Below are 12,116 nucleotides of genomic sequence, written 5' to 3'. Positions count from 1 at the left end.
CCAAACAGTTACTTCGTCTGCACTGGCACGTACATTTCAATGTCCCAGTAACCGTCCTCCATGCCATTGTTCATATAAACTTCAAAGCAGGGTTTAGCGGCTATCGCATAAGTCGTATCCTGCATCAGGCGCTCGAAGAACTGATACCAAGGCGTCGCAAAATCGTGATTCTCAACGCGCGCAACGGCGACAGCATAGTCGCCACCCGCCAGTTCGGTGAGGATCACCCCTTCGCTGTTTTCCGGGATTTCAAAACCTTCAGGCACAGAAACCACGGTATCACAGCGCAGTTTTTCCGCAGGAACAACATCAGGGTTGTCGTAATAAACGGCTATCCATTCCAACGGTACAATCTGTTTACCGTCGACCCACTTCATTAATTGCTCAAACCCCTGCTTCACCGTTTGTTCCCACGGTCCAACCATATGGAAACCGGCAATCATGCGTTTTTCGACCAGCTTTATCTCGTACTCCATACAACCTCCACTGTTACACTGTATTTATATACAGTGTAATTTCTGGTTATGTCGGCCACAAGGAAATAGTGATTATTATGTGAGCAGATTCGCACTCTTGCCAGTCAGACGCATCAGGAAAAACTACGCCTTGTGGTGGAAATAATCGCTCAGGCGCGAGAAAACGCCGCCTTCGCCGACGGATTCCAGCGTAACCAGAGGCCAATGCGCCACCAGCTTATCCCGATCGTAGAGTTCAATTTCCCCCACACGTTGATGCGCAGCGATGGGAGCAACTAGCTCTTTCTTATCAAGGATATATTTTGCTTTGATGTTAGGGACTTCTGCTTTAGGCAGGGCCATCCAGAAATCCTGCTCGGTTCCGAGGCTGATTTTTTCTTTATCGCCATACCAGATGCGTTCAGTGCCAACCTGCTTACCGCTACGCAAAACCTGCACTGTATCGAAGTTGTGTTGCCCCCATTGCAGCAGTTTACGCGCCTGATCTTCGCGCCCTTTCGCACTCTCCGCGCCCATCACCACCGCAATCAGGCGGCGCTGACCATCGACGGCGGAAGCAATCAGGTTAAACCCGGCACCGGACGTATGCCCTGTCTTCAGGCCATCTACGTTCATGGTTTTATCCCACAACAAACCGTTACGGTTTTGCTGTGTGATGCCGTTCCAGGTAAGGCTTTTCTCACTGTACATATGGTAGAAATCCGGTTCCCCGTGGATGATAGCGCGGGACAGCACGGCCAGGTCGTACGCGGAGCTATGCTGACCCGGCGCATCCAGACCATGTACCGTTTCAAAATGGGTGTCCTGCAGGTTCAGTTTTTGCGCATAGTTGTTCATCATCGCGACAAACTGCGGCTGCCCTCCGGCGATGTAATCCGCCAGTGCCACGCAGGCATCATTACCGGAATCAACAATTAACCCACGGCTGAGGTCACGTACCGAAACGCGATCCCCTTCTTTCAGGAACATCAAGGATGAACCGACAAATACCGGATTATCTTTTGCCCATGCATCGCGCCCGACGGTCACAATATCTGTCGGACTAATACGCTTGCTGTCAATTGCGCGATCGACAACATAGCCAGTCATCAGTTTCGTCAGGCTGGCAGGATTGCGCTGCTGGTGTTCATTACCGGCTGTCAGGATTTGGCCCGTGGTGTAATCCATTAACACCCATGCCCCGGCAGTAATCGCAGGAGGTTGTGGGGCGAAGCTCACGGCATCGCTCGCCCAGGCGGGCGAAAAACTCATCGTTAATAGTGAAGCGGCAATAAACAAACGGCGTTTCAACAGCATGTCCTCAGGAAAGGGAGAAATAGCCGTTCTTTTTACGGAAGTTCTGTCGAACAAACATGGATAAATTGCAAGAAAATGTGACATAAGGCACATTTTCTTGCTATCAGGAAAGGGTTTCAGAGACAAATCTCGCCGGAACTACCCTTTACGCGGCACGGTCTCTGCGTGATGACTGCGATGGCGGTGATAACCATCGATCATACTGCGAAAAATTTGCCCCGGTGTGTCACCCAGCGTGCACAGGTAAATATGCGCGCAGATGAACAGTAAGCCCACAATCGCTAACGCCATATGCAGCACCAGCATCACCGGCCCCGCCCCTACCACCTGCGGGTAGAGACATAGCAACCCGGTGATGATCAGTAGTGGAACCAGTGCGTACATGATGGCCAGGTAGGCCAGTTGTTGCAGCGGGTTAAATTTGTCCTCTGCCGTTGCGGCAAACGGGTGCGGCTCACCTTTCATAATGCCATACAGATAAAAGCGTGTTTGCAGCAGGCAGCGTGATATCAACCCGCTAAATTTCATGCGATAATGGCAGCCGTTGCCGCTGGTTGCGTTTATTAACACAAAGCCAATCCAGAAGGCCAGCAATGCGAAGCCACACCAGGTATGTACCTGCACCATTAAGGCCACCGGTCCGACAGAAAAGTGGCCAAACAGGCCGCTCAGCAGAAGCAGGATAAAGAGCAGCGCATTACCCCAGTGCCAGCGGCGGACCGCCAGCGAATAGAGGTAGTCCCGATGTTCTTCCCCGGTTGCCGTTTTGGGCGCCAGCATCCGACGTAACAGCGCGTGCGTTACCAAGCCCGCAATCATCAGCACAATAATAACGCCTGCATAAATGAGCCACAGTGGCCAGTAGTCCGGCGCATAGTTAAGCTCTGCTCCCCAGATAGAATTCATACATTACCCTCCTGATGGATCTCTTTACGCCGATAGACACTTACCGGGCCGCTACGCGTATCCTGCTGGCGATAAACCTCTTTTTGATTAATCCAGTGCTGAATTTCCGGGTCATCGCGACGACCAAATTTCAGCGCATCCGTCGGACAAACGGAAACGCAGGCTGGCGATTGTCCGACCTCCAGGCGAGTATCGGCGCAGAAGTTACATTTGTCGGCAATCCCCGTTTGTGGGTTGAGGTACCGGACATGGAACGGGCAAGCGGCGACGCAGTAGTCACAACCAATACAGCGAGACTTATCCACTTGCACAATGCCATTTTCGTCACGAAATGAAGCACCGGTAGGACAGACGCTGACGCACGGCGCATCTTCACAATGCTGACAGGAAACGCGAACAAACTGGAAGTGGGACAGCACCTCGGGTTCATGTTCGGGTGAACGGATCTGCACTTGTAGGCGACTAAATCCCTCCGGCACGTCATTCAATACCTTGCAGGCAACCGTACACGCCTGACAGCCAATACAGCGTTTCTCGTCATGCAGCATGACATAAGGGTTTGTTGATTGATTCATGATGTTCTCCTTTCTCATGCCCGACGAAGCGTAACGCCAGCGGTGTGCACCACCGTACCGGAAACCGGACTGGTAACATGCGGAAGCAAATTACCGCAGTGAATACCGTGCGTCGTCGCCGCGGTTTTGGCTCCCGCCTTGGCGCCAAATCCCATATAAACGAACAGCGTATCGGGTCGTATTCCGGCAGTAACCAGTGCTTTGCCTTTTTCCTTACCGGTCGCATTTTCCAGCCAAATCTCATCGCCGTTTTTGATGCCTTTTTCACGGGCCGTTTGCGGGTGGATCCACACCGCGTTATCCCACATCAGCTCACTCAGCAGTGGTACATATTGCGTCGCGCCGTTGGTATGCACCGCCACTTTTCCCTGAATAAAATAGAGTTCATTGTCGCCTTTGAGGGCAAAATTGCGGGCGCGCGGAATACCGTAGCCAGGCAAAAGAGCTTCCAGCTCTTCAGAGTAGAGTTCAATTTTTCCAGACGGGGATTTAAAGCGCAGTTGCTCGCCATAGGTACCGTCGCCGTCAACCGCCACCGCGCCCGGATAACGCGCCACAAACTGACGCACCGCTTCAGGTTCCCGCAGCAGCAGCGGAACCCCCCACTCCCGATATCCTTTCTGACGCAGTTCAGCGGACAGCGCATGATCACCATTAAGCTGGTACAGCTGCCGCGTCTGCATATCCTGCCAGGGGTAGAACTGCCCAAGGCCTAACTGCACGGCCAGTTCTTTCCAGATTTGCCAGCTCGGACGCGCATCCCCAATCGGCTCTACAACCTGCTGGCGCAGGGCATAGGCCGGATTCAGGCCCGACATGTCAGAGACTTCTTCATCGCGTTCAAGGTAGGTGCATTCGGGTAACAGATAATCGGCATATGCCGCGCTTTCGCTTAAATAGACATCGCAACTGACCACCAGATCGAGTTGTTCGACGGTTTTGACCAGATCAGGCCTACAGGTCACTGTTTGGAAAGGATTGTGGCGGGACATAATCCATCCCTTCACCGGATACGGCGTCTGGTTTAACACGGCATCGATGATGCTTTGCACCACGCCGCCGCCCGCCGCGATGTACTTGAATTGTGGGGCAACCAAATCGATGCGCTGCGCCGTTGGCTTGGGCAATTTGGCATCAGGTTTTGCCAGCACCGGAGCGACCTTCTCTCCGGCCAGCTTATTGTAGGTCGCCGCGGCTTTTTTCTGGTACAAGCCGCCTTCACGCTCAATATTTCCCAGCAGCGCATTGAGGGTGAAAATCATACGCCGCATATCAATTTCTTCTTGCGAAAACGTCGCGCGATGGCCAGGACTGACGATAGCATGAGGCGCACAGGCGGCCATTTCGCGGGTGACCCGAACAATAACATCAGCAGGCACATCAGCTTGATTTTGCGCCCATTCCGGCGTGGTCTCTAGTACCGCTTCTGCCAGTTGGTCAAACCCTGTGGTGTAGCGCGCAACGAAGTCCGCGTCATACAGATGTTCATTAATCATGACGTGACACATGGCCATTAACACCGGCAAGTCGCCGCCCGGCTTGAGCGCATGCCATTCATCCGCCTTGCTGGAGAAGACTGACAAACGGGGATCGAAGCTGACCATTTTTGCGCCCTTTTCCTGCGCGGTCATCAGTTCATGCGTTTCGGCAACCTCAATACCTTCATAGAGATTGTGGCCAAAAGAGACCATATAACGGGTATTGGCGATATCCATAGCCAAATCGCCACCCATCATCACTTTGGCGGCAATCGATTTTCCGGCGGGGCATGTCGACGCATGCGTAAAGGTGTTTGGCGATCCAAACGCCGTTGCCAGCTGAAATAAATGACCCGAAAGCGAACCGGATTTGGAAGAGAATACGACCCCCTGAGGACCATGCTGCGCTTTTATTGCCGTCATTTTTTCGGCAATTTCTTTGTAAGCCTGTTCCCAACTAATAACCTGCCATTCTCCGCTGCCGCGAGGCCCTGTGCGTTTCATGGGTTTAACAATACGGTGCGGGTCGTTGACCAGGCTAACACCACTGCCTCCGCGCGCGCAGACACGCGTGCCTTGTTGAGGCGCATTAGGGTTCCCCTGAATAAAAACTGTCTTGTTATTAATTACCTGTGCCTGTATTGGGCAACGATAAGAACACATTTCGCACAAGCTTGGCGTCAGGGATGTTTTCCCCTTAATGCTCTCTGGAGAATTTCGCGCCAGTGCGCCAGGCGGAAAACTGCCTATCGCGCAGGCCGAGCAACCGATACCCACTCCTCGCAAAAAATTACGCCGACTAATGCTCATATAACCTCCTGTTATTAGATATATCCAATTATTATATGGTGTTTAAATTATTAATTTTTAACCTCACTCACATTTCATTAGAATATAGAGCAGTTAACCGCCAAAATAAAAAACCATTGTTTATAAAAGAATTTTAAAATTTCCAGAACACAACAAATCAGCACTAAATAACAATAATGGTTCTCATTTATATTATTTATCAGCTCATAGATTTCAGAAAATTTATTCCAGTAATGTCCCTTAACAGTGCAAAATTTATTAATCAATTCTATTAAATCCTGTTCATCTCAATTTTATTGCGTACATCATTCAGCATTGATAATCGCTTTGCTGATTACCTCGCTATTTTTTGGTATTCTTGGACGAGCGCTAAATTGATCCCGGACATAACTGAACAATGAATGACGGCAAGCAGCAACCTGGTTTTCTCTTTCACGATTACGAGACCTTTGGTACCCATCCGGCGCTGGACAGACCCGCGCAATTTGCGGCTATCCGCACAGATAGCGATTTCAACATCATCGGTGAACCTGAAGTCTTTTATTGCAAACCCGCAGACGACTATCTGCCGCAGCCTGAGGCGGTGCTGATAACCGGTATCACACCGCAGGAAGCGCGTGAAAAAGGAGAAAATGAAGCCGCTTTTGCTGCGCGCATCCACGCCCTGTTCACCGTGCCGAAAACCTGTATCCTGGGCTATAACAACGTGCGCTTCGATGATGAAGTGACGCGCAACATCCTGTATCGCAATTTCTACGATCCCTACGCCTGGAGCTGGCAGCACGATAATTCACGCTGGGATCTGCTGGATGTGATGCGCGCCTGTTATGCCCTGCGTCCTGAAGGAATTAACTGGCCGGAAAACGACGACGGCTTACCCAGCTTTCGCCTGGAGCATTTGACCAAAGCCAACGGTATTGAACATGCCAATGCCCACGATGCGATGGCCGATGTATACGCCACAATTGCCATGGCGCAATTAGTGAAGTCGCGCCAGCCGCGCCTGTTTGATTATCTCTACAGCCATCGCAATAAGCACAAGCTGGCCGCACTGATTGATGTCCCGCAAATGAAGCCGCTGGTCCATGTTTCGGGGATGTTCGGCGCATGGCGCGGCAACACCAGTTGGGTGGCGCCATTAGCCTGGCATCCTGAGAATCGCAACGCGGTGATTATGGTCGACTTAGCCGGTGATATTTCACCGCTGCTGGAACTGGACAGCGACGCGCTGCGTGAGCGGCTCTACACTGCTAAAGCTGATCTGGGAGATAACCCAGCCGTGCCGGTTAAACTGGTGCACATCAACAAATGCCCGGTACTGGCACAGGCGAATACCTTGCGCCCGGAAGATGCCGATCGCCTTGGCATTAACCGCCAGCATTGTCTGGATAATCTCAAAATACTGCGCGAAAACCCGCAGGTTCGCGACAAAGTGGTGGCCATCTTCGCCGATGCGGAACCCTTTACGCCATCAGATAACGTAGACGCACAGTTGTACAATGGTTTTTTCAGCGATGCCGATCGTGCCGCGATGAAAATCGTTCTGGAAACTGAGCCGCGCAATTTACCGGCGCTGGATATCTCCTTTGTCGATAAGCGCATTGAAAAGCTGCTGTTTAACTACCGCGCACGTAACTTCCCCGGAACGCTGGATGAAGCCGAACAGCAGCGCTGGCTGGACCATCGTCGTCAAATATTCACGCCGGAGTTTTTGCAAAATTACGCCAATGAATTGCAGATGCTGAGCCAGCAATATGCAGATAACAAAGGGAAACTGATGCTGCTGAAGTCACTCTGGCAGTATGCGCAAGAGATTGTATAACTCCCACGTATAAAAAAACCGGAGAACATGTCTCCGGTTTTTTTTATCTAAATACAGTTATTACGCGATATCTTCGTCGTACTGTGGCACCGGGTTACGGAAGCTTTTGGTCACGCAAGCCAGGTAAATCAGACCAATAGCGGCCCAGATCAGACCCAGAACCATTGAACTCTCTTCCAGGTTCACCCACAGCGCACCAACGGTCAGCGCACCGCACATTGGCAGGAACAGATACTGGAAGTGGTCTTTCAGCGTCTTGTTACGCTTCTCACGGATCCAGAACTGGGAGATCACCGACAGGTTAACGAAGGTAAACGCCACCAGCGCACCGAAGTTAATCAGCGCCGTCGCCATCACCAGGTCGAAGTTAATTGCCAGCAGAGCAATCGCACCAACCAGAATGATGTTCATGGACGGAGTACGCCATTTCGGGTGGACATAACCGAAGAAACTTTTCGGGAACACACCGTCACGCCCCATCACATACATCAGACGCGCTACGCCTGCATGCGCCGCCATACCTGACGCCAGTACGGTAATGGTAGAGAAAATCAGCGCGCCGACCTGGAAGAACTTACCAGCGACATACAGCATGATTTCCGGCTGCGAAGCGTCCGGATCCTTGAAGCGTGAGATATCCGGGAAGTACAGCTGCAACAGATAGGTGGAGACGATAAAGATCAGGCCACCAATCAGCGCGGTCAGGAAAATCGCCCGTGGGATCACACGTTCAGCGTCTTTGGTCTCTTCAGACAGGTTGCTGATACCGTCAAAACCGGTGAACGAGAAGCACAGGATAGTCGCTCCCGTGATCATCGGGATCACATGCGCATCACCTGACCAGAACGGACGGCTGCTCGCCAGCGTACCGGCACCTTCCCCTTCGAACACGCCATAAACGACCATGCCGAGGATCACTGCAATCAGCACCACCTGCAACAACACGATGACGGTGTTGAAATTCGCAACAGATTTCAGACTGCGCAGGTTAAAGGCGGTCATAAAGGCCACCAGCGCCACCACGAATATCCATGACGGTATCGACGGCACCAGAGCTTCAAAATAAATTTTCGCCAACAGAATGTTGATCATCGGTGCGAACAGGTAGTCCAGCAGTGATGACCAACCCACCATAAAGCCAACGGTCGGGCTAATGGATTTCTGGGCATAAGTGTAGGCAGAGCCTGCAGACGGATAGCGACGCACCAGTTTACCGTAGCTCAGTGCGGTAAAGAGGATGGCGATCAGTGCAAAGGCGTAAGCTGTCGGGACGTGACCATCGGTCATTCCTGATACGATACCGAATGTATCGAACAGCGTCATCGGCTGCATATAGGCAAGGCCCATCATGACAACCGGAACCAGCGTAAGCGTTTTACGTAATTCCACGCGAGAGGTGTTTGGAGTAGCGTTATGCGACATGGTTATCCCCCATTACGGCGAAAACCGTCGCGTAAGCAAAAAATTGCCCCATTTTTTGTTAATCCTCAGCGACAACAACTGTCGATTTTTAAGTAAGTATCTATCCGGTACGAAGCCCGGCCTCTTTTATGAATGATTGGTTTGATGCAAAAAAATAACCGACGCGTATTAAAACGTCGGTTAATGTCATTTTTTGCAAGCGGCGTATTTTGCACTAATTTGGAGAGAAATAACAAGAGATTGAAGCTACTACAAAAGAATATTTTTTCTTAACTGATTGATTTATCAGCAGCCGTTTTAACATACACCCCCGCAATAGCACTATTTGCTAAAATCTCATCCCGCCACCAGGCACTGGCCAACCCGGCAGTCTGTTCATTCCAACCTATCCACACAGGTTCAAAGATAATTTGTGCGACCACCTTTTTCTCAATCAGAGCGCCACTTTCCAGAAATCGCTGTGCCAGGTAGCGCGGAATATAGCCGCATCCCAGACCACTGATTTGCAGTTCCAGCTTGGTTTTGAAGTCAAAAACGGTGATGGCTTCCTGATCGTCAAGCACCTGGGAGCCGGAGACGTTGGCATGCTGTGCATTGTCGCCCACCACAATCGCGCGAAAACGCCGAATAGTGCGACGATTCAACGGCTCCTGTTCCTGCGCCAGCGGATGATGCGACGCAACCACAAACACCTGCTCCAGAACCCCTAGCTGCGCAAAGCCAAATTCGCTCGCGGCAGGCGGCTCATGTGTGGCGCCGACAATAATATCCGCCCGCCCCTGAGTGAGGGCATCCCAGGAGCCGCCCAGCACGCCATTGATAAATTTCAGGCGCGTCACACTGTGGTGTTGATAGAAAGATTCGATGAGTGGGGCCAGCAGCGAAAAGGGAAACGTATCATCTACGCCAATAACCAGTTCATTCTCCCAGCCTTCGTGAAGTTTAATCGCCTGCTTTTCGAGTTCGCGGACGGTGTGCAACACCTCCCGCCCCTTTTCCAGCAGCATCTGCCCGGTACGGGTAAACTTAGCCCGATGTCCGCTGCGATCGAGTAGCTGAATATTAAGATCGCTTTCCAGCTTATGGACGGTGTAGCTCAGCGCAGACGGCGTCTTAAACAATTTTGCCGACGCCGCAGCGAAACTGCCCTCTTTTTCCAACGCATCGAGGATGATAAGAACGTCCAGCAGTGGTTTCATACTCGCCCCCTGGCGGTATCAGCGGCACTCTGCTGGTCTGTCACTCCATCGGCATCACCAGCGGGTCAGGATACTGGTACTCAAACCCAAGCTCGTTACAAATACGGTTGCCATCAATGACTTTACCTTTACCGTTATCCTCATTGCCACGAAATTCCGGCGGCTCCATCCCCAACTGGCGGGCCATCTGTGGATAGAACACATTGCGCGCCGGATGCATAGGCGCACATATATTATAGATGTGTCCCCCTTTTGGCGCTTGCAGCAGCAAAGAGATGGCGGAAACCACATCATCCAGATGCACCAGATTGACGCCATGGTGTCCATCTGGCGCCGTCTTGCCAGCGAAAAAACGACCGGGATGTCTTCCTGGGCCGACAAGTCCGGCCAGGCGCAAAATATCCACCGAAGTGCCGGGTAAATTGTGCAACCAGTCTTCAAGTTCTTTCAAAACGCGACCACTTGCCGTGACCGGGTTACGCGGAGTCCCTTCTTTCACGATGCCTTGTGCATCGCCATAGACCGACGTCGAACTGGTAAAAATAATCCGCGGGATACGGTACGCCAGCGCACTGTCGACCAGTTCCTGCATAGCCTGCAGGTAAAATGTCTCCCCCGGACCGCTACGGCGCGCAGGTAGCGTAATAACCAGCACGTCGGCGTCCATCAGTGCGTCGAGATCGTCTGTCTCACAGACCAGTTCAGGCTCCAGGCGCAGCGAGTAGCTCTCTATACCACTCATGCGGGCCGCTTCCACCCCATCCAATGTGGTTTTGCTGCCGGTAACCTGCCAGCCTCTCGCCGCCAGCGACATAGCTAACGGCATGCCTAACCAACCTAAACCGACAATTGCGACCTTTTTCATGCCTTCTCTCCTGACTTTTGGCCTATAACGCAAGGCTACGCTAGCCCACAGTGGCTGACAATTCATAGTATCAATATGAAATGAATTAATGATCAAAAAAAGCCCTTGCTTTCCGTAGCTAAAGTGGTTTAGGTTAAAAGACATCAAATGAATAAACATTCATCGAGAAAATTTATGACACGCGCTCAATTCAAACACCATCATCACCATCATCCTGACTAGTCTTTCAGGCGATGTGTGCTGGGAGACATTTAAATCTTCCAGCGGTGCATGAGCGTATGAGAAAGCCCCCGGAAGATTTCTTCCGGGGGCTTTTTTTGTGCGTGACCCAAACTGATTCAGACAGGATAACGAGGAATAAAGAATGTTAGATAACACCCGTTTACGCATAGCTATGCAGAAATCAGGTCGTTTAAGCGATGATTCACGCGAATTGCTGGCTCGTTGCGGCATTAAAATTAATCTTCACACCCAGCGCCTGATCGCGATGGCTGAGAATATGCCGATCGATATTCTGCGCGTGCGTGATGATGATATCCCGGGTCTGGTGATGGACGGCGTCGTAGATCTCGGCATCATCGGGGAAAACGTTCTCGAAGAGGAACTGCTCAACCGCCGGGCACAGGGCGAAGATCCGCGCTATTTTACCCTGCGTCGTCTGGACTTCGGCGGCTGCCGTCTTTCGCTGGCTACCCCGGTTGATGAAGCCTGGGATGGCCCGGCAGCGCTGAACGGTAAGCGTATCGCTACCTCTTACCCACACCTCCTTAAACGTTATCTTGATCAAAAAGGGGTGTCGTTTAAATCCTGTTTGTTAAACGGCTCTGTAGAAGTCGCTCCCCGCGCAGGTCTGGCTGATGCGATTTGCGATCTGGTGTCAACCGGAGCCACGCTTGAAGCCAACGGTCTGCGTGAAGTGGAAGTGATTTACCGCTCTAAAGCCTGCCTGATTCAGCGCGACGGCGAAATGGCCGAAGCCAAGCAACAACTGATCGACAAACTGCTGACCCGTATTCAGGGGGTTATTCAGGCTCGTGAATCAAAATACATCATGATGCACGCGCCGAGCGAACGTCTGGACGAAGTCATCGCCCTGCTGCCAGGCGCTGAGCGCCCTACCATTCTGCCACTGGCAGGTGACCAACAGCGCGTAGCCATGCACATGGTCAGCAGCGAAACCCTGTTCTGGGAAACGATGGAAAAACTGAAAGCACTCGGCGCCAGCTCCATTCTGGTGCTGCCGATTGAGAAGATGATGGAGTAATAG

At 51.8% G+C, this 12,116-nt stretch carries 10 protein-coding genes, 1 pseudogene and 1 other annotated feature; of the genes and pseudogenes, 3 read left to right on the top strand and 8 right to left on the bottom strand.

The window, feature by feature from the left end; translation table 11 throughout:
* Positions 1 to 8: 8 nt before the first annotated feature.
* The 5 genes from sbmC to phsA all read right to left on the bottom strand — a co-directional run bounded on the left by sbmC (position 9) and on the right by phsA (position 5,541).
* Positions 9 to 476, bottom strand: a complete 468-nt coding sequence (sbmC, locus tag HVZ52_RS08695; protein ID WP_075848383.1) for a DNA gyrase inhibitor SbmC — start codon at positions 474 to 476, stop codon at positions 9 to 11.
* Positions 477 to 599: 123 nt separating this feature from the next.
* Entirely contained in the window at positions 600 to 1,772 is a 1,173-nt protein-coding gene (dacD, locus tag HVZ52_RS08690) for a serine-type D-Ala-D-Ala carboxypeptidase DacD (RefSeq protein WP_047415460.1), read from the bottom strand.
* Positions 1,773 to 1,910: 138 nt separating this feature from the next.
* Entirely contained in the window at positions 1,911 to 2,678 is a 768-nt protein-coding gene (gene phsC / locus HVZ52_RS08685; protein ID WP_181599144.1) for a thiosulfate reductase cytochrome B subunit, read from the bottom strand.
* A complete protein-coding gene (phsB, locus tag HVZ52_RS08680) occupies positions 2,675 to 3,253 on the bottom strand; it encodes a thiosulfate reductase electron transport protein PhsB (RefSeq protein WP_016153548.1) in 579 nt (192 codons plus the stop codon). Before phsB ends, phsC begins: the two co-directional genes overlap by 4 nt.
* Positions 3,254 to 3,267: 14 nt before the next feature.
* Positions 3,268 to 5,541 carry a thiosulfate reductase PhsA gene (gene phsA, locus HVZ52_RS08675; protein WP_181599143.1) on the bottom strand — a complete coding sequence of 758 codons (2,274 nt, stop codon included), beginning with the start codon at positions 5,539 to 5,541 and terminating at the stop codon, positions 3,268 to 3,270.
* Between the two features lie 397 nt (positions 5,542 to 5,938).
* Between phsA and sbcB the strand changes: the two genes are divergently transcribed.
* Positions 5,939 to 7,363 carry an exodeoxyribonuclease I gene (sbcB, locus tag HVZ52_RS08670; RefSeq protein WP_181500255.1) on the top strand — a complete coding sequence of 475 codons (1,425 nt, stop codon included), beginning with the start codon at positions 5,939 to 5,941 and terminating at the stop codon, positions 7,361 to 7,363.
* Between the two features lie 60 nt (positions 7,364 to 7,423).
* On the opposite strand, the gene plaP is transcribed toward sbcB, so the two are convergent.
* From plaP to HVZ52_RS08650, 3 genes and pseudogenes are all read right to left on the bottom strand, one after another.
* Entirely contained in the window at positions 7,424 to 8,785 is a 1,362-nt protein-coding gene (gene plaP, locus HVZ52_RS08665; RefSeq protein ID WP_016153551.1) for a putrescine/proton symporter PlaP, read from the bottom strand.
* A 214-nt stretch (positions 8,786 to 8,999) separates the two neighbouring features.
* A pseudogene (locus HVZ52_RS08655) lies at positions 9,000 to 9,984 on the bottom strand (LysR substrate-binding domain-containing protein).
* Between the two features lie 40 nt (positions 9,985 to 10,024).
* Entirely contained in the window at positions 10,025 to 10,849 is an 825-nt protein-coding gene (locus HVZ52_RS08650) for an SDR family oxidoreductase (RefSeq protein ID WP_181500254.1), read from the bottom strand.
* 174 nt (positions 10,850 to 11,023) lie between these two features.
* Between HVZ52_RS08650 and hisL the strand changes: the two genes are divergently transcribed.
* Together hisL and hisG are read left to right on the top strand one after the other, a co-directional pair.
* A complete protein-coding gene (hisL, locus tag HVZ52_RS08645) occupies positions 11,024 to 11,071 on the top strand; it encodes a his operon leader peptide (protein WP_100250077.1) in 48 nt (15 codons plus the stop codon).
* Positions 11,047 to 11,169: a sequence feature (His leader region), on the top strand. It overlaps the preceding gene by 25 nt.
* A gap of 44 nt (positions 11,170 to 11,213) precedes the next feature.
* Entirely contained in the window at positions 11,214 to 12,113 is a 900-nt protein-coding gene (gene hisG / locus HVZ52_RS08640) for an ATP phosphoribosyltransferase (RefSeq protein ID WP_003834191.1), read from the top strand.
* Positions 12,114 to 12,116: the final 3 nt, after the last annotated feature.

This window comes from Citrobacter sp. RHB36-C18 (assembly GCF_013814485.1).
In the GTDB taxonomy this organism is placed as follows: Bacteria; Pseudomonadota; Gammaproteobacteria; order Enterobacterales; family Enterobacteriaceae; genus Citrobacter; species Citrobacter braakii.
This window is presented reverse-complemented; position numbering and strand designations above follow the sequence as displayed.

Excerpts from the sequence above, each read along its gene's own strand:
- phsC (WP_181599144.1), bottom strand. The coding sequence starts at position 2,678 with ATGAATTCTATCTGGGGAGCAGAGCTTAACTATGCGCCGGACTACTGG.
- phsB (WP_016153548.1), bottom strand. The coding sequence starts at position 3,253 with ATGAATCAATCAACAAACCCTTATGTCATGCTGCATGACGAGAAACGC.
- plaP (WP_016153551.1), bottom strand. The coding sequence starts at position 8,785 with ATGTCGCATAACGCTACTCCAAACACCTCTCGCGTGGAATTACGTAAA.
- phsA (WP_181599143.1), bottom strand. The coding sequence starts at position 5,541 with ATGAGCATTAGTCGGCGTAATTTTTTGCGAGGAGTGGGTATCGGTTGC.
- HVZ52_RS08650 (WP_181500254.1), bottom strand. The coding sequence starts at position 10,849 with ATGAAAAAGGTCGCAATTGTCGGTTTAGGTTGGTTAGGCATGCCGTTA.
- dacD (WP_047415460.1), bottom strand. The coding sequence starts at position 1,772 with ATGCTGTTGAAACGCCGTTTGTTTATTGCCGCTTCACTATTAACGATG.
- sbcB (WP_181500255.1), top strand. The coding sequence starts at position 5,939 with ATGAATGACGGCAAGCAGCAACCTGGTTTTCTCTTTCACGATTACGAG.
- hisG (WP_003834191.1), top strand. The coding sequence starts at position 11,214 with ATGTTAGATAACACCCGTTTACGCATAGCTATGCAGAAATCAGGTCGT.
- sbmC (WP_075848383.1), bottom strand. The coding sequence starts at position 476 with ATGGAGTACGAGATAAAGCTGGTCGAAAAACGCATGATTGCCGGTTTC.